Annotated in this window: 14 protein-coding genes; 1 reads left to right on the top strand and 13 read right to left on the bottom strand. The window is 47.3% G+C overall.

Annotation, left to right across the window (positions count from 1 at the left end):
• Window positions 1–15 precede the first annotated feature (15 nt).
• The 8 genes from ysxE to hemA all read right to left on the bottom strand — a co-directional run bounded on the left by ysxE (window position 16) and on the right by hemA (window position 9,012).
• Entirely contained in the window at window positions 16–1,038 is a 1,023-nt protein-coding gene (gene ysxE, locus H2R00_RS00615; protein WP_154995859.1) for a spore coat protein YsxE, read from the bottom strand.
• Between the two features lie 27 nt (window positions 1,039–1,065).
• On the bottom strand, window positions 1,066–2,604 hold the full coding sequence (locus tag H2R00_RS00610; RefSeq protein WP_182070278.1) for a LysM peptidoglycan-binding domain-containing protein: 1,539 nt from the start codon (window positions 2,602–2,604) through the stop codon (window positions 1,066–1,068).
• A 148-nt stretch (window positions 2,605–2,752) separates the two neighbouring features.
• A complete protein-coding gene (hemL, locus tag H2R00_RS00605; RefSeq protein WP_154995861.1) occupies window positions 2,753–4,048 on the bottom strand; it encodes a glutamate-1-semialdehyde 2,1-aminomutase in 1,296 nt (431 codons plus the stop codon).
• 26 nt (window positions 4,049–4,074) lie between these two features.
• Window positions 4,075–5,049, bottom strand: a complete 975-nt coding sequence (gene hemB / locus H2R00_RS00600) for a porphobilinogen synthase (RefSeq protein WP_154995862.1) — start codon at window positions 5,047–5,049, stop codon at window positions 4,075–4,077.
• A gap of 3 nt (window positions 5,050–5,052) precedes the next feature.
• Window positions 5,053–5,844: a uroporphyrinogen-III synthase gene (locus H2R00_RS00595; protein WP_154995863.1), complete on the bottom strand. Its 792-nt coding sequence runs from the start codon at window positions 5,842–5,844 to the stop codon at window positions 5,053–5,055.
• Entirely contained in the window at window positions 5,834–6,775 is a 942-nt protein-coding gene (gene hemC / locus H2R00_RS00590; protein WP_154995864.1) for a hydroxymethylbilane synthase, read from the bottom strand. The genes H2R00_RS00595 and hemC overlap by 11 nt, the downstream gene beginning before the upstream one ends.
• A 39-nt stretch (window positions 6,776–6,814) precedes the next feature.
• Window positions 6,815–7,645 (bottom strand): cytochrome c biogenesis protein, encoded by an 831-nt coding sequence (locus H2R00_RS00585; protein WP_154995865.1) that lies wholly within the window; start codon window positions 7,643–7,645, stop codon window positions 6,815–6,817.
• 5 nt (window positions 7,646–7,650) lie between these two features.
• Window positions 7,651–9,012, bottom strand: a complete 1,362-nt coding sequence (gene hemA / locus H2R00_RS00580) for a glutamyl-tRNA reductase (protein WP_182070277.1) — start codon at window positions 9,010–9,012, stop codon at window positions 7,651–7,653.
• A gap of 188 nt (window positions 9,013–9,200) precedes the next feature.
• Here hemA and H2R00_RS00575 point away from each other — a divergent pair, with 188 nt between their 5' ends.
• Window positions 9,201–9,686, top strand: coding sequence for a hypothetical protein (locus tag H2R00_RS00575; RefSeq protein ID WP_154995867.1), 486 nt, complete (start codon window positions 9,201–9,203; stop codon window positions 9,684–9,686).
• A 47-nt stretch (window positions 9,687–9,733) separates the two neighbouring features.
• Here H2R00_RS00575 and yihA read toward each other — a convergent pair whose 3' ends face one another.
• The 5 genes from yihA to tig form a co-directional block, all read right to left on the bottom strand.
• A complete protein-coding gene (gene yihA, locus H2R00_RS00570; RefSeq protein WP_182070276.1) occupies window positions 9,734–10,321 on the bottom strand; it encodes a ribosome biogenesis GTP-binding protein YihA/YsxC in 588 nt (195 codons plus the stop codon).
• A complete protein-coding gene (lon, locus tag H2R00_RS00565; protein WP_154995869.1) occupies window positions 10,318–12,642 on the bottom strand; it encodes an endopeptidase La in 2,325 nt (774 codons plus the stop codon). The genes yihA and lon overlap by 4 nt, the downstream gene beginning before the upstream one ends.
• 229 nt (window positions 12,643–12,871) lie before the next feature.
• Entirely contained in the window at window positions 12,872–14,527 is a 1,656-nt protein-coding gene (lonB, locus tag H2R00_RS00560) for an ATP-dependent protease LonB (RefSeq protein ID WP_043926307.1), read from the bottom strand.
• Between the two features lie 181 nt (window positions 14,528–14,708).
• Window positions 14,709–15,974, bottom strand: coding sequence for an ATP-dependent protease ATP-binding subunit ClpX (gene clpX / locus H2R00_RS00555; RefSeq protein ID WP_154995871.1), 1,266 nt, complete (start codon window positions 15,972–15,974; stop codon window positions 14,709–14,711).
• Between the two features lie 260 nt (window positions 15,975–16,234).
• Window positions 16,235–17,509: a trigger factor gene (gene tig / locus H2R00_RS00550; RefSeq protein ID WP_154995873.1), complete on the bottom strand. Its 1,275-nt coding sequence runs from the start codon at window positions 17,507–17,509 to the stop codon at window positions 16,235–16,237.
• Window positions 17,510–17,639: the final 130 nt, after the last annotated feature.

Raw genomic sequence — 17,639 nt, 5'->3', positions numbered from 1 at the left:
CGAAAAAAGTCCGCATCATGATGATGGGGACTCTGTTTCTTCCTGCAGTTTTCTGTTTTCTTCCGTCTCGTGAATGCTCATCACAAGCGGTTCAGCGTTTTTCATTTGCCAGTACGCTTTCAAAAGCCTTGTACAGGCTTCTTTTTCCCCGAGCCTCTTCTCCCGATCGTAGCGGTTCAGCACGCCGAATACAGGCCCGGGGTAAGCCATATAGCTGAGGAATAAGTTGATTTCTTCCTCCCGCAAAGGATAGACATTGTGATACGTATAAAACCAGTTTACACATTCCGTGCACATGACGGGATTCGTCTTAAACATTCTTGTAAAAAATACGATGAGATCATTCGCAGGCGGCGCGTGTCCCGCTTTCTCAAAGTTCGTAAAGTAACCCGTTCCGGTATCGTTATAGAGAAAATGCCGGACGGACAGCTGCCCGTGGTTTAACACCATTCTTGAAGACTCTTTGTCTTTCATGGTTTCATGCCAATCTTCAAGGCGGGCGAGCGCAAAGTCGGCAGCAGATATCGTCTCTTTGAAATACATGGCTGCCTGAAGCTGGAACGGAGACATATACCATTCGTTTTCCGCTCTGCTGACGAATTCTTCATATTTCTGTTTTTGTTGTTCCCATTTCCGTTTTGTCCGTTCATAGTGCCCGAGTATCTCTTCCCGCTTCACACCGAGGTCTTTTTCCGTCCGCTGGTGAAGAAGAGCGATTTCTTTAAACATATATTCGTGTTTTTGATCCCGCTCCTCCTCTCTTTCAAGAGTAAGCCAGGGCATGAGATAGCAGACGTCTTCTCCGGCTTGCGTTAAAAATCCACCCGTGCGGTTTCGATAGACGGGAACGAACTGCCTGTAGCCTTTTTCCTCCAGCATGATCATCTGTTCCGTGAAGCGGACATTTCTTGAAGCCGCCAATTTTTTCAGGGCGAATACACCGTGATCCGTGTACACTTTCCATACCTTTGGACTGACCGATTCCATATATTCAGGCGTAAGACCGTATTCATTTAAAACAGACTGGATGCCTTCCATCGGCTTCACCACATTTTTATCAATACATTAGGCATGGCTGTTTTGATAATCCGGTATATAAAGGATCTGTCCCTCTTTTAATTCCTCGTCAAGGGAAAGGGAATTCATCCGGATGAGCTGCTGGACGTTAATATCATAGCGCTCGCACAGAAGATCAATGGTATCATTTTGCTGAACGATGCACATCCTCATTCGAGTAAACTCCTCCTCTCCCTGCTTTGTAAACAGCTTTGTCAAATAGAGAGCATTGTCGTTCTCCTTCGCTGACACTTCCTGTTCATCCGCTGCCGGCATTTCATCTCTTTCTTCTTCGGGCTCCGTCTGCTCATGAAACGAATATTCCGGGATTTCAATCGTATGCCCGGCTTCCTCTTCTTCATCAATCGCTTCTTTTTCCTGTGTCACTTCAACCTCAAACGCCTCAGGCTCCCTGTCATTCTGATCTTCCTCCAGAAGAGGCGGAACACCGTAGAACGGGGTTTCTTTCGGTTTCTCATGAGGTTGATAAGTCCTTTGGAGCGGCTCCGGCTCTTCTTCCGCTTCCCTTTTCAGCTCATATTCTTCTTCTTTCGCTTCTTCTCTTTTCAGCTCATATTCCTCTTCTTTCGCTTCTTCTCTTTTCAGCTCATATTCTTCTTCTTTCGCTTCTTCTCTTTTCAGCTCATATTCTTCTTCTTTCGCTTTTTCTCTTTTCAGCTCATATTCTTCTTCTTTCGCTTCTTCCCTTTTCAGCTCATATTCTTCTTCTTTCGCTTCTTCCCTTTTCAGCTCATATTCTTCTTCTCTCGCTTCTTCTCTTTTCAGCTCATATTCTTCTTCTTTCGGCTGTTCAAGAGCGGCTTCTTTTTGACTTTCCGTTTCGCGTTTCGTACGTTCTGCCGCCGACAAAGACGCTGTAAAAAACGGCTTCGCTTCCTCTGTGTCGTCTCCGAGAAACGACTGGTAAATCGGTACCGTTTCCTCATCGGTATCATTTTCTTCTGCCTCTTCATACGGCTGTTCTTCGTCCTGCTCTTCATAAGCTCTGTCAAGCTGGATTAAAAATTCCTTCTCTTCATCCTGTTCTGATCTGAAGGCAGGCTCGAACTCCTCTTCCGGCTGGACGGCCGCAGGCATAGTACGCGGTTCTTCTTTACCCGCTTCACCGCTCACATTCAAGAGGCCTTCAATCGCCAAATCAGCTTGAATCGTCAGCATCCTCGCATCTGTCAGCTGATAATCGAAAGCATCAATAAAAACAAATACGTCGTTTAAATGATTGACCTTGTCTTTCGGGATGGTAATATCCACTGGGAAACAATGCGTCAGCTCTGCGCTGCCGTCCCCTTTCAGCTTTACATCTTCCACAAATCGGCTTGTCGCAGGCAGCTCTGCATACTCCCGGGTTTGATCTATGTTGTATTCGCCTGTCAGCTCTAATGACCCTCGTATGGATACATAATCATTTACTTCCTGAACGGTAATGTCAGGATCCAATGAAATCGATAATAATTCGGATACTTCCTGTCCTTTTTGAAAACAGATTGACTCTTCTACAGAAAATTGCAAACGATTGTTTTGCGGCAAACTGATATCCTCCCTTCACCTAATTTTTAAAATTAGATGTCAGTAAAGATGTATGAGAAAAGCAGGCAGAATATGAACAGAAAAATCAGCAGCCATTTCCGGCACCATGCAAAAAAGAGCCGCCGGCAATGTCCGGCAGCCCTTTTCTTTATCTGGAGCGGCTGATTCTTTCGAATACGCGTTCAGCAGCTTTAATCGTATGCTCAATGTCGTCATCCGTATGAGCGGTTGACAAGAACAGCCCTTCAAACTGTGAAGGCGGCAGGAACACGCCTTCATCGGCCATTCCTTTATAATATTCGGCAAACAGTCCGAGGTCAGACTGTTTCGCTGTATCATAATTAATGACCGGTTCATTTGTGAAGAAAAAGCCGATCATAGACCCCGCTCGGTTAAATGTACACGGAATGCCATTTTTCTCTGCAGCTTCAGAAATCCCTTTTTCCAAGCGGTCTGCTTTGCGGGAGAACTCCCGGTACGATTCAGGAGTCAGCTGTTTCAATGTTTCGAGTCCGGCTGTCATGGCAAGCGGGTTTCCGGACAGCGTGCCGGCCTGATAGATCGGACCGCTCGGCGCGATTTTCTCCATGATTTCCGCCTTTCCTCCATAAGCGCCGACAGGAAGACCGCCGCCGATCACTTTTCCGAGGCACGTCAAATCAGGTGTCACTCCGAAATAGCCTTGCGCACAGTTGTAATCCACCCTGAACCCTGTCATTACTTCATCAAAAATCAGCAGAGCGCCATGCGTCTCAGTCAGCTCACGAAGCCCTTCGAGGAACCCTTTAACCGGCGGTACGACACCCATATTGCCCGCAACAGGTTCAACGATGACGCCGGCAATGTCGTCTCCGAATTCTTGAAAGACAAACTTCATGCTTTCCAGATCATTGTAAGGAACGGTAATCGTGTTTTTTGCAATGCTTTCCGGAACTCCGGGGCTGTCAGGGAGGCCGAGCGTCGCTACTCCCGAGCCCGCTTTAATCAGCAGGGAATCACCGTGTCCATGGTAGCAGCCTTCAAATTTCACGATTTTGTTTCGGCCTGTGTATCCGCGCGCCAGCCGCAGGGCGCTCATCGTCGCCTCCGTGCCGGAGCTCACCATCCGGACGATTTCCATGGAAGGAACGCGGTCGATGACAAGCTCGGCAAGCTCGGTTTCCAGTTCTGTCGGCGCACCGAAGCTTGTCCCGTATTCTGCCGTTTTTTGAATCTCTTTCACCACTTTTTCATTGCTGTGTCCTAAAATAAGCGGTCCCCATGACAAGACATAATCGATGTACTCGTTTCCGTCAATATCATAGATCTTTGATCCTTTTCCCCGCTCCATAAAAATCGGGTCCATGTTCACTGATTTAAAGGCTCTGACCGGGCTGTTCACCCCGCCCGGCATGACTCGTTGCGCCTCTTCGAATGCCGCTTTAGACTTCTCATAGCTCCGCATCCTCTAAAACCCCCCAGTTCAAATTCTTATTCCGAAATCCATTTTGCCGCGTCTTTTGCAAAGTACGTAATGATCAAATCGGCACCCGCCCGCTTCATGCTTGTCAGCATTTCGAGAACAAGAGCTTTTTCTTCAATCCAGCCGTTTTGGGCGGCGGCTTTGACCATTGCATACTCCCCGCTCACATTGTATCCGACAACAGGCAGGTTAAATTCGTTTTTCACTTCTCTGACGATATCAAGATATGAAAGCGTCGGCTTGACGATCAGGAAATCGGCGCCTTCTTCCACATCGGATTTTGCCTCCCGGAGAGCCTCCCTGCGGTTGGCATAATCCATTTGGTACGTCTTGCGGTCCCCGAACTGCGGACTGCTTCCCGCAGCATCGCGGAACGGGCCGTAAAACGCGCTCGCATATTTTACAGCGTACGACATGATCGGCACATGTGTAAATCCTTCCTGATCAAGGGCCTCCCTTATGGCGGCAACGAAACCGTCCATCATGTTTGACGGCGCAATAATGTCAGCGCCTGCACGAGCTTGGCTGACAGCGGTTTTTGCCAAAAGAACGAGGGATTCGTCATTTAAAATTTCACCGTTTTCAACCAGGCCGCAGTGACCGTGGTCCGTGTACTCGCATAGACATGTATCTGCGATAACGACAAGCTCAGGAAAGTCCTGTTTAATTTGTGCAATCGCTTTTTGAACGATGCCGTGGTCGTGATAGGCTCCGCTTCCCACATCATCTTTGTGCTCAGGCACGCCGAAGACGATCACAGATTGAATGCCGAGGCTTGTGACTTCCTCCATCTCCTCTTTCAGCCGGTCCAAAGACAGCTGGTAAACGCCCGGCATGGACGGAACTTCGCTTTTGACGTTCTTTTCCTCGGTAACAAATATCGGATAAATAAAGTCAGATGCTCTTAACTCGGTTTCCCTTACCAATTTCCGCATACCTGCTGTCGTCCGCAGGCGGCGGTGTCTTTGAAATGATGCTTCCATTTGTCATTCTCCCTTTCTTGAAATGCGGCACATTTCGCCCAGCATTCCGTCGATTGTATAGACGTCCGGCATATAGGAAGGAATTCCGTAGTCCGACAGCGCCTTCTTTGTCAAAGGCCCGATCGTAATAAAAGCCGTACGGTTCTTTTCGGCCCACGTTCTGCTCTCCTCTTTCAGAATGGACATGAATGTATGTACCGTCGAGGAACTGGTAAACGTCACAAAATCAAAAGACGAGTGCTTTGCCGCTTCCTTCAGCTCCAGAATTCCGCTTTCATCACGCACGGTTTCATACAAAATCCATTCTGAAACTTGAATTCCGAGGGGAGAGAGGGTTTTCTTGATGACGTCCCGGGATAAATTCCCTTTTAAAACGGCCACTTTGTCATGACGGCCGGCATTTTTCTTGAGTGCCTCCGCCAAATGTTCAGCCACGTATAACTCCGGCATCAGATCGACAGAAAGACCCCTGTCGCGCAAATACCGTGCTGTTTTTTCACCGACTGCAGCAACCTTCGCCTTTGATGCGAGAGGAACGCTGAACCCGGCGTCCTTTAAATAAGAAAAAAAGAATTTTGCCCCGTTTACGCTTGTAAAAACAAGCCAGTCCGCGCTTTCAAGATCCGCCCGAAAGCGCCGGGCATGTTCTGGCGGAAGGGCGGGCCGAAACGAAATCAATGACGTTAAAACAGCTTCTCCGCCCAAAGCCTCCACCTTTTCCCTAAAGGATTGGGCTTGCGCTTTATTGCGGGTGACGAGCACTTTCTTTCCCTGTAAAGGAAGATCATGCTTCATTGTCTTCCAGCTCCTGTTTCACCCGGTCAATCAGTGCCTTTGCTCCTTTTTCCGACATGACCGCGGCGCATTCTCTGCCGACAGCCTCCGGATCTTTTCCTTTTATTGTTTCTCTGTATACGGTTTTTCCGTCAGGCGATGCCACAAGACCGGTCAGTTCGATGACGCCGTCTACGTCCATCGTTGCAAATCCCGCGATTGGCACTTGGCAGCCGCCTTCCATCGCATGAAGAAAAGCGCGCTCAGCCGTGACGGTCAGCTGTGTGTAGCGGTCGTTCAGGCGCGAAAAGAGGGACAGCAGCTCCTCATCCGAGCCTCTGCACTCGATCGCCAAAGCGCCTTGCCCAACGGCGGGAAGGCAGCTCTGCGGATCAAGAAATTCAGTGACGACATCGTCCTTCCAGCCCATTCTTGACAGGCCGGCCGCCGCTAAAATAATCGCATCGTAATCTTCGGTCTCAAGTTTTTTCAGCCTTGTATCGATATTTCCCCTGATCCACTTGATCTCAAGGTCGGGGCGCATTTGCAAAAGCTGCGCGCTCCTTCTGAGGCTGCTCGTTCCGACAACCGCGCCTTGTTTCAGGTCCGCCAGCTTTTGACGGCCTTTTGAAATGAGAACGTCCCTGGCGTCTTCCCGTTTTGGAATGCAGCCGACCATCAGCCCTTCGGGAAGCGCCGACGGCATGTCCTTCATGCTGTGGACAGCCATATCAATTTCCCCGGAAAGCATCGCCTGTTCGATTTCTTTGACGAACAGACCTTTCCCGCCGACCTTTGACAGCGTAACATCCAATATCCGGTCGCCTTTTGTAACGATTTCCTTTATTTCAAACGTGAAATCCGGATTTAATTCCTCCAGCTTTTTGATCACCCATTTTGTCTGGGTCATCGCCAATTTGCTTCTTCTTGAGCCTACAATGATGTTTCTCATGTTTTCTTCCTCCCAATCCGTCACGGGCAACCGTTTTAACTAACTAAACCAATGAAATTGCGAAAAGCTGCCGAGCAAAAAGAAATTGATTAAAAGAACAAGAAAAGACGCGGCATTCCACATGGCCGCAATCCTTCCCTGCAGCTCTTTGACAATCCTGATAAACAAATAGTATCCGTATAAAAAAAGCAGCACGATCGATCCGAGCACTTTTGGATCGGCCCAATACAGGGTTTCAAGCGATACATACGACCAGATAATCCCCAGAATCAGGCTCAGCAGAAGCATAGGAACGCCGATGAGATTGAGGACATAAGCCATATGATCAAGTTTTGACAAATCTTCGATTCTTAAGAGCCATTTCCCCCACTTTTTCTTTTTCAATAAGCGGTATTGAAAAAGATACAGAACGGAAAAGACAAAGGACAATGAAAATGCTCCATACGAAAGAATCGCCATTGTAATGTGGATGATCAAGAGCTCGGAAACGAGCCTGCCCGAAAGCTCCGCCGACTGCTGGGCCGTCGGAGTAAACGTGTGGATCGCCGCCATTGAAAAGCCGATGAGATTGGTGAAAAAAACGAGAAATTCCACTTTCAAAAGCTTCGTCAAAACGAGAGACAGCGTGACGAGCACCCACGCGTAAAAATAAAGCCCCTGCGCATTATTCAAAACAGGAAACTGATCTGTGTACTGCATGAAATAAAAAAGGTATACCGTCTGGAGAATCCAGACAATAGAAAGCAACCAGAAGGCCGTTTTGCCCGCCTTCCGGTTGTGCTGTAAAAAGTCTATAAAATAAAAGAGAACGGTGAGCGCGTACAACACGATTGTAACTTCGTTAAGCCTTGCTAACAATGTGTCTGTCATGTCTGTCACTCGCTCGCGATAGAAGTCAAACCCTGCTGGTTTTGCCGCTTAAATGCATGAACCGGCTGACGTTCGTCTTGTTTCTCCCCGTCAGGAAAAGCCGCTTCTTCAATATCAAAAATCTGCGTGAACAGCGCAAGCTTTTCTTCGGCGTCAGCTTCTGACGCAAACTCCTTCACTTTTAAAATCGGGTCGCGCAAAAGCTGGTTGATAATGCTTTTCGTATGCTTATTTAAAAGTTTTTTCTCCCTTGTGCTCAAATGAGGGAGCTTCCGTTCGATGCTCTGCATCGTTTCCGCCTGGATTGTCAAAGCTTTTTCCCTGAGAGCAGAGATGACCGGCACGACGCCGAGCGTATTCAGCCATTGTTTAAAAGCGACAATCTCAGCTTCAATAATCAGCTCCACTTCTTCAGCAACGGCCTGACGCTCCTTCAAATTTTCTTCGACGATCCCTTCAAGATCGTCAATATCGTACAGGAAGACGCCTTCCACTTCGCTGAGAGCCGGGTCAAGGTCCCGCGGCACGGCAATATCCACCATAAAAAGCGGACAGCCTTTGCGAAGCTTATTGACATGTTCGATCATCTCTTTTGTGATGACATAGCCGCTGGCGCCGGTTGAACTGATGAGAATGTCGGCTTCCATCAAAGCGCATTGCAGCTCATTCAAGCTTTTCGCTGCGCCTGAAAAACGGCCGGCAAGCTCTTTCGCTTTTGAAAATGTTCTGTTGATCACCGTAACCTGTCCGATTCCGTGGCCGTGCAAGTTTTGAACCGCAAGCTCACCCATTTTGCCCGCACCGAGAATCAGCACGTGTTTATCGGAAAGGTCGCCGAAGATTTTCCTGGCAAGCTCGACGGCGGCATAGCTGACGGATACAGCATTTGAAGCAATGTCCGTTTCGGCATGGCAGCGTTTCGCGACGGTGACCGCCTGCTTAAACAAATAATTGAAAACGGTACCAATTGTCTTCTCTTCCTGAGCCAGCTTAAAACTTGTACGCACTTGGCCTAAAATCTGCGTTTCTCCAATAACCATCGAATCCAATCCGCACGATACGCGGAACAGGTGTTCAACGGCTCCGTCGTTTTCATAAAACTTCAAGTAAGGCGAAATGTCCTCTTTGCTTAATCCGAACCAGTTCGCCAAAAACATTTTCATATAATAACGTCCGGTGTGCAGCTGATCAACGACTGCATACAGCTCTGTCCGGTTGCATGTCGACACGATGATGTTCTCAAGTATGCTTTTTTCTTCTTTCAATTGCGACATCGCCTGCCCCAGCTCATCCGGCTGAAAGGTTAACTTTTCACGTATATCAACAGGGGCTGATTTGTAATCCAATCCCACGACAAGTATATGCATAACTCTTGCTTGCACCCCCAACATCTATCTAAATTAGAATGATTACAATATAGAATTTATTATTCAAAACGATTATAACATATATTCACTATTTTCTCTTCCCAAAATGTGAACAGATTTTAAAAAATTGATGTGATATAGTAGAAAATGTGTTTCTATTTCTTTCACTACATCAAGAAGGTGATACTTTGAAAAAGAAATCTGTTTTGCTCCCATTGCTGTTGATAGCCGTGGCTGTCTATGCCTTTTTGCGGTCGGGCCAGATCAGCCTGTTTGACGGACAGGAAGAATGGTCTGTACTTGCGGGACTGATCGGACTGGCTCTTTTTTATCAGGGGCAGAAAGAAGCCGATTCCGCCCATTCCTTTGCAGGGCTCTTCATGACAGCGATCGGTGTTTATTTCACATTTAAAGAGGACTATTTCAGCCGCGCGGATGATTTTGCGGTCATCGTGCTGATCTTCGGTGCTGCGCTTCTTGTCAAATCGTTTAAGACAAAAGAATATCAATATGAGAGTCTGCTGATGATCGCCGTCGCCCTCTACCTTTACTTTTTCCGGCAGATTGCCGCCTGGCTGAAGTCGGTGAATATCGAGACGGCATATGTAGAAGCTTATTGGCCGGCTGCTTTTATCGCGGTTAGTCTGCTCTTATTATTCTTAAAAAGAAAATAGTTTATTCAAGAAAAGCACTTGCATCAATCCCGCAAGTGCTTTTTCTTTTATTTCGCGATCATATGCTCGATCGCCGACCATGCTTCTTGTTTACCCTTTTTCGTTTCGGAGGAAAACAATATGAGCTGGTCTTCTTTTTCTATATTAAGCGTTTCTTTAACGACTTTGGCATGCTTTTCCCATTTACCTTTAGGGATTTTATCCGCTTTTGTCGCAATCACGATCACAGGAATTTCATAATGCTTTAAAAAGTCGTACATGATGACATCATCCTGTGAAGGAGCATGCCTGAGATCGACGATTTGGACGACCGCTTTCAGTTCTTCGCGGGATGTCAAATACGTCTCTATCATACGTCCCCAGGCCTCGCGCTCCGTTTTGGAGACTTTTGCAAATCCGTAGCCGGGCACATCGACAAAGTGAAGGACATCGTTAATGATATAAAAGTTTAATGTCTGTGTTTTGCCCGGTTTTGAAGATGTCCTCGCTAAGTTTTTACGGTTGATCATTGTATTGATGAATGACGATTTCCCAACATTGGATCTCCCGGCAAGGGCGATTTCCGGCAGTCCCCCTTCAGGGTACTGCTCGGGTTTCACCGCACTGATGACAATCTCTGATTTCGTTACTTTCATTTCTCTTCTCCTACTAGCGCATGCTTTAGAACTTCGTCCAAGTGAGCGACGGGAATGAAGGTCAAGCCTTCCCGCACGCTGTTTGGAATGTCCTCAATGTCTTTTTCATTATCTTTCGGCATAATGACAGTCTTTAAGCCGGCACGGTGTGCGCCGAGCGCCTTTTCCTTCAAGCCGCCGATCGGAAGAACGCGGCCTCTTAACGTGATTTCGCCGGTCATGCCGACATTTCGTGAAACAGGTCGGCCCGTCAGCGCTGAGACAAGAGCCGTCGCCATTGTGATCCCCGCGGATGGGCCGTCCTTCGGAACGGCTCCTTCCGGCACGTGAATGTGAATATCGTGTTTTTCATGAAAATCAGGGCTGATTTTTAACTCTTCCGCCTTTGAACGGACATAGCTGAATGCGGCCTGCGCCGACTCTCTCATGACGTCGCCGAGTTTTCCGGTCAAAATGAGTTTGCCTTTCCCGGGGGAAAGAGACACTTCAATGGACAGCGTATCTCCGCCGACCGTCGTGTAGGCAAGACCTGTGACAACGCCGATCTGATCGTCGAGCTCAGCCTGTCCGTATCTGAACATTCTTTTTCCTAAATAGTCTTCAAGGTTTTTGTCTGTGACCGTTATTCTTTTTCTTTCCCCTGATACGATCAGCTTCGCCGCTTTTCTGCATATCGCTGCAATTTGGCGCTCAAGGCTTCTGACGCCGGCTTCCCTCGTATAATAGCGAATGACGTCGAGGACAGCCTGCTCCCGTATTTGCAGATTGGATTTTTTCAGACCGTGTTCTTTCAGCTGTTTTGGAAGCAGATGATCTTTGACGATTTCGACCTTTTCCACTTCCGTATAGCCGGCGATCGTGATGATCTCCATACGGTCTCTGAGCGGGCCGGGGATTGTGGCCAGGTTGTTCGCGGTTGCAATAAACAAAACCTTTGATAAGTCAAATGTCTCTTCAATATAATGGTCGCTGAACGTATGGTTTTGTTCCGGATCGAGCACTTCCAGCATCGCTGAAGCAGGATCTCCCCTGAAATCCGAAGCCATTTTGTCAATCTCATCCAAAAGGAACACAGGATTGTTCTTGCCTGCTTTTTTCATCCCCTGAATGATGCGGCCCGGCATAGCGCCTACATAAGTGCGGCGGTGGCCGCGGATTTCAGATTCATCCCTCACGCCGCCAAGGGAAATGCGGACAAATTTGCGCCCGAGCGATTTGGCGATCGATTTGGCCAGCGAGGTTTTTCCAACACCCGGAGGCCCGGCCAAGCATAAGATCGGCCCTTTTAACGAGCGGGTCAGCTTTTGGACTGCCAAATATTCGAGAACCCGCTCTTTCACTTTTTCAAGTCCATGGTGTTCTTCATCAAGGATTTGACTGGCAAGCTTTAAATCAAGCCTGTCTTCTGTCGAATCGTTCCATGGGAGGGAAATAAGCCATTCAATATAATTGCGGATAACAGAGCTTTCAGCTGAGCTGGACGGAATTTTTTCGTACCGGTTCAGCTCTTTAAGCGCGGTTTCTTTCACATTGTCAGGCATTCCGGCCTGCTCGATTTTTTCAGTCAGCTTTTGGACCTCACCCGTTTTTCCTTCTTTATCACCAAGCTCTTTTTGGATGGCTTTCATCTGCTCGCGCAGGTAATATTCCTTTTGCGTTCTTTCCATTGAACGCTTGACGCGCTGCCCGATCTTCTTCTCAATCTCAAGGACTTCTTTTTCGTTGTGAATCAGGTCGATCACTTTGTTCAATCTGGCTTTGACATCGATCGTTTCCAGCACTTCCTGCTTGTCTTTCAGCTTAAGCGGCAGGTGGGAAGCGACGATATCGGCCATTCTTCCCGGCTCTTCAATATCTGTCACAGCGGCAAATGTTTCAGCCGATATTTTTTTTGAAATCTTTATGTATTGATCGAAGTGGTCAAGCAATGTGCGCATGAGTGCTTCATCTTCAACATCTTTTTCAGTCTCTTCATCGATTCGCTCGATTTTTACAGACGTATATTCATCTAAATCGTGGTACTCAAGAATGCGGGCGCGCTGCAGCCCCTCCACCAAAACGCGGATCGTTCCGTTCGGCAGCTTGAGCATCTGCTTGATTTTCGTATAGGTTCCGAATGTAAAAATCTCGTCTTCATCCGGTTCGTCTATGGATATGTCCTTTTGCGTTGCCAAAAAGATCATATGGTCATTCATCATCGCCTGTTCAAGCGCCTGAACCGACTTTTCACGCCCGACGTCAAGGTGCAAAACCATCGTCGGATAGACGAGTAAACCTCTTAAAGGGAGGAGCGGGATGTTTCGTTTCGTTTCATCTGCCATTTTGACTGACACCTCCGTAACTTTAGTATGAACCATTATAATATACTTTTTTTATCCCTGTACAATTGTAAGCCCGGCGAAATAAAAAGGGTCTCCTGTAGTATACCCTTTCTTTCAGTTCTGAAAAAGGAAAAGATGTCCTCCGCTAAGAAAACATGCCGGCACCTGCAGCTCCGGGCTTTCCGAGAAAACCGGCCCGAAAAAAATCCCCATCTGAAACGATGGGGATTTATACGGATTCTCTTTTCATTTGAACGCCGTCAGGCATTTCTGAAGGAGGGTTGACCAATGCGAGGTCCAGTACTTCCTGCAAGGTTTTGACGGGAATGATATGTACGCCTTCTATCCGCTTTAAAATTGACTGGACATTTTCGTGCGGAATAATAACCGTTTTTGCTCCCGCATGTTTGGCCGCTTTGATTTTCGGAATCACGCCGCCGATCGGCTTTACCCGGCCGTTCAGGCTGATTTCCCCCGTCATGGCGACTGTATGGTCTATCGGAATCTTATGAATGGCGGAGAATATGCCCGCTGCCATTGCAATGCCTGCAGATGGTCCGTCAACAGGGATACCGCCGGGGAAATTGACATGAATATCATAATCCGAAGCTTTTACTCCCATTGTCCGCAATACAGTCATGACATTTTCGACCGACCCTTTAGCCATGCTTTTCCGGCGGATCGATTTTGACTGGTTGCCGATATTCTCTTCTTCTGCAATGCCTGTGATATTAATTGATCCTTTATCAGCAGCCTGATTGACTGTGACTTCAATTTCGAGCAGCGAACCGCTGTTAGGTCCGTGGACGGCAAGTCCGTTGACGATGCCGACCTGCGGTTTAGAAGCGATTTTTTGTTCGTATTTCGGTGTCAGCTGGCTCGAATGGATCACCCATTCGATATCTTCAACCGTCACCTCGTCACGCTCTTCAGTCAAAGCCATTCCGGCGGCGATTTGCATCATATTGACGACTTCGCGGCCGTTTCTCGCATACCGCGTCAACAGGTCAAGTCCTTCCTCTGCGACTCGCTTCTGAATCTTATCAGCCGCTTTTTTGGCGACTGTTTTTAATTCGTGCTTTTCAAGGTCGCGGAAGAACACTTCCAGACATCTCGACCGAATGGCAGGCGGGATTTCGTCAGGCATCCTCGTCGTCGCGCCGATCAATCTGAAATCCGCCGGCAGCCCATTTTGAAAAATGTCGTGGATGTGCTTGGGGATTTGCGTGTTTTCTTCACTGTAATAGGCGCTTTCCAAAAACACCTTCCGATCTTCAAGCACCTTCAGCATTTTATTCATTTGAATCGGATGAAGCTCTCCGATTTCGTCGATGAATAATACGCCACCGTGTGCATGTGTGACGGCTCCCTGCTTTGGCTGGGGAATTCCGGCCTGCCCCATCGCTCCGGCACCCTGATAAATCGGATCGTGGACCGAACCGATCAACGGGTCGGCGATCCCCCGCTCGTCGAAGCGGGCCGTTGTCGCGTCAAGCTCGACAAAGACGGAATGTTCCTGGAACGGTGAGCGCTTGTTCTTTTTCGCTTCTTCGAGGACAAGCCTTGCAGCTGCCGTTTTCCCCACACCTGGAGGGCCGTAAATAATGACATGCTGCGGATTCGGTCCGCATAGGGCGGCTTTCAGCGCTTTAATGCCGTCCTCCTGGCCGACGATGTCTTTAAAAGCCGTCGGCCTCACCTTTTCCGATAACGGTTCTGATAAATGGATTGATCTCATTTTCCGGAGCTGTTCCATCTCTTTTTTGGACTCTCTGTCTATCGTAACCTTTTGGGTTCTTTGATTTTTGAGCAAATTCCAAAAATATAATCCGATGATGATCCCGAAAAATAGTTGTACAAAAAGTGCAATGCTCGTCCAGCTCAACTGATGGTCCCTCCTGAAATGGTTTCGTATCTGAGTATGTCAGATAGTATTTCCTGATCAGGGAGGGAATAAACGTAGAGAAAGGGATAATTTTGCTTTTCAAACCGTCAATCTGTTCCGGTATGCCGACGGTTTCCGAATGTAAAAAAAGAACCTCCTTTTGGCCAGGAGGTTCTCTGCATTATGCTGAAGTTTTTTTGTCTTTATTGACGACCGTGCCGTCTTTCATCATGAGACGCGGCGGTTCGCCGTCAGTGACGGTTTTGCCTGTAATCACGCATTTTTCAATATCTTCGCGAGACGGCAAATCAAACATCACGTCAAGCATGATTCCTTCGATAATGGAACGAAGTCCGCGTGCTCCTGTTTTACGTTCAATTGCTTTTTTAGCGATCTCTGTGAGCGCTTCGTCTTCAAATACAAGCTCCACATCATCCAGCTCAAGCATTTTTCTATATTGTTTAACAAGTGCGTTTTTCGGTTTTGTTAAAATTTCAACCAGCGCTTTTTCATCGAGCGGTTCAAGGCTTGCGATGATCGGCAGACGGCCGATGAATTCAGGGATCAGCCCGAAGCGAAGCAAGTCTTCCGGAAGCACCTTGGAAAGAAGCGCTTCTTTTTCAAGGTCTTCATGCTTGTTGTCAGAGCCGAAGCCTATGACCTTCTGGCCGAGACGGCGCTTGATGATCTGCTCGATTCCGTCAAAAGCTCCTCCGCAAATGAACAGGATGTTGGTTGTGTCAATTTGGATGAACTCTTGATGAGGATGCTTTCTTCCGCCTTGTGGAGGAACGCTTGCAACCGTACCTTCAAGAATTTTAAGCAAAGCCTGCTGAACGCCTTCGCCTGATACATCGCGTGTAATCGAAGGGTTCTCAGACTTTCTGGCCACTTTATCGATTTCATCGATGTAGATAATGCCTTTTTCCGCTTTTTCAACATCGTAGTCAGCAGCCTGGATCAGCTTAAGCAAAATGTTCTCCACATCTTCACCGACATAGCCTGCTTCAGTAAGCGAAGTGGCATCCGCAATGGCGAACGGCACATTCAGGATGCGGGCAAGCGTTTGAGCAAGAAGCGTTTTTCCGCTTCCAGTCGGTCCGATCATGGAAATATTACTTTTTGACAGCTCGACGTCATCGACTTTGCTGTTTGAATTGATCCGCTTGTAATGATTGTAGACAGCCACGGCAAGGGATTTTTTTGCCTGGTCCTGGCCGATGACGTATTCATCAAGAATCTCGCGGATTTCCTTTGGCTTCGGAACATCTTTGAACTCCACTTCTTCTTCAGAGCCGAGTTCCTCTTCTACAATTTCAGTGCAAAGTTCGATGCACTCGTCACATATATATACGCCTGGTCCGGCGACAAGCTTGCGTACCTGATCTTGTGTTTTACCGCAAAACGAGCATTTCAATTGTCCTTTTTCCTCGTTGAATTTAAACATTCTTTCACCCCTTATATCCTTGTCATTCCAGTTTCTTCGTTAAAAGAAACATCGCTTGAAAACCATTATGTATTGCATTTTACCACACTTTCCAAAAAGGCGATAACGTTGTGTTTGCCGTTCGGCATATTCAATATGTATGTTGATCAAAACGACATTATCTATCCTTTCCCAAAGAAAAGATGATAAGTCAAAATTGTATAAAACAAGGCACGAAACATTCGCGCCCTGTTTTATATAAAGTATGATTATGAAACATATTAACGGTTTTCTACAAGAAAATCAATTGCTTTGCGAACTTTTAAGTCCTCTTTCATTCCATCTGTAGAACCGATTGCTTGTTTGATGTTTTCAACAGGCATGTTGTATGCTTCAGCCATTTTAGAAAGCTCTTCTTCGACTTCTTCGTCAGTGACTTGAAGGTTTTCCGCTTTGGCGATCGCTTCCAGTGTCAGGTTTGATTTCACGCGTTTTTCAGCATCCTCTTTCATTTGCTCTTTCAGCGCGTTTTCATCCTGTCCTGAGAATTGGAAGTAAAGCTCAAGGTTCATGCCCTGCATTTGCAGACGCTGTTCGAATTCTTTCATCATGCGGTCAAGCTCTGTGTCGATCATCGCTTGAGGAATGTCAGCCTCAGCGTTTTCAGCTGCTTTCACGACAAGCTCTTCGCGAAGTTTAGCATCCGCTTCGTTTTCTTTTGCTTCCTCGAGACGTTTTTTCGTTTTTTCAGTCAGCTCGGCAAGCGTTTCAACTTCCTCATCGACATCTTTCGCAAACTCGTCATCAAGCTCAGGAAGCTCTTTCGCTTTGATTTCGTGGATTTTCACTTTGAATACGGCAGGTTTGCCCGCAAGCTCTTCCGCGTGGTATTCCTCTGGGAATGTCACTTCAACGTCTTTTTCAGCACCGGCTTCAAGTCCTACAAGCTGATCTTCAAAGCCTGGAATGAAAGAGCCTGAACCGACTTCAAGGGAATAGTTTTCCGCTTTTCCGCCTTCGAATGCTTCGCCGTCTACGAATCCTTCGAAATCAAGAACAACAGTGTCCCCTTCTTCCACTTTGCCGTCTTCTTTTACAACGAGTTCAGCCTGGCGCTCTTGAAGAGACTTAAGTTCGTTTTGAACGTCTTCATCCGTCACGGCAGTGTCGTCTTTTTCAATGCCAAGGCCTTTATATTCGCCAAGTTTCACTTCAGGCTTAACCGTTACCTTCGCAGTGAAGATCAGGTTTTCGCCTTTTTCGATTTTTTCCACATCGATTTCTGGACGGTCAACAGGCTCAATGCCCGCTTCCTCTACCGCTTTCGGATACTCGACAGGAAGCAGGATGTCCAGCGCATCCTGATAAAGCGCCTCAACGCCAAAACGCTGTTCAAACAAACCGCGCGGCACTTTCCCTTTGCGGAATCCAGGAATGGATACCTGCTTTACTACTTTTTTAAATGCATCATCAAGGGCTTTATTAAAGGTATCAGCATCTACCTCAACCGTTAAAACGCCTTCATTTCCTTCTTGCTTTTCCCATTTTACTGACATGTGTTTCCCTCCAAAATCTATTCAGGTTGTGTCGTTTTTCCATTTTAAAACAAGCAAACGGCTACGTCCATCGCAAGCTGCCGACTGTGTGCAGCTCATGTGTTTCTGACAGCCATCATTATGTATACAA

This window comes from Bacillus haynesii (assembly GCF_014042035.1).
Taxonomy (GTDB): Bacteria; Bacillota; Bacilli; order Bacillales; family Bacillaceae; genus Bacillus; species Bacillus haynesii.
Note: the sequence above shows the minus strand (reverse complement) of the source record. Positions and strands in the feature narration are given on the sequence as shown.

Bases quoted from the DNA above. Each gene is read 5' to 3' on its own strand.
- H2R00_RS00595 (WP_154995863.1), bottom strand. From the start codon at position 5,844: ATGAAGCATGATCTTCCTTTACAGGGAAAGAAAGTGCTCGTCACCCGC.
- yihA (WP_182070276.1), bottom strand. From the start codon at position 10,321: ATGAAAGTAACGAAATCAGAGATTGTCATCAGTGCGGTGAAACCCGAG.
- hemC (WP_154995864.1), bottom strand. From the start codon at position 6,775: ATGAGAAACATCATTGTAGGCTCAAGAAGAAGCAAATTGGCGATGACC.
- tig (WP_154995873.1), bottom strand. From the start codon at position 17,509: ATGTCAGTAAAATGGGAAAAGCAAGAAGGAAATGAAGGCGTTTTAACG.
- H2R00_RS00585 (WP_154995865.1), bottom strand. From the start codon at position 7,645: ATGACAGACACATTGTTAGCAAGGCTTAACGAAGTTACAATCGTGTTG.
- clpX (WP_154995871.1), bottom strand. From the start codon at position 15,974: ATGTTTAAATTCAACGAGGAAAAAGGACAATTGAAATGCTCGTTTTGC.
- ysxE (WP_154995859.1), bottom strand. From the start codon at position 1,038: ATGGAAGGCATCCAGTCTGTTTTAAATGAATACGGTCTTACGCCTGAA.
- hemL (WP_154995861.1), bottom strand. From the start codon at position 4,048: ATGCGGAGCTATGAGAAGTCTAAAGCGGCATTCGAAGAGGCGCAACGA.
- hemB (WP_154995862.1), bottom strand. From the start codon at position 5,049: ATGGAAGCATCATTTCAAAGACACCGCCGCCTGCGGACGACAGCAGGT.
- hemA (WP_182070277.1), bottom strand. From the start codon at position 9,012: ATGCATATACTTGTCGTGGGATTGGATTACAAATCAGCCCCTGTTGAT.
- lon (WP_154995869.1), bottom strand. From the start codon at position 12,642: ATGGCAGATGAAACGAAACGAAACATCCCGCTCCTCCCTTTAAGAGGT.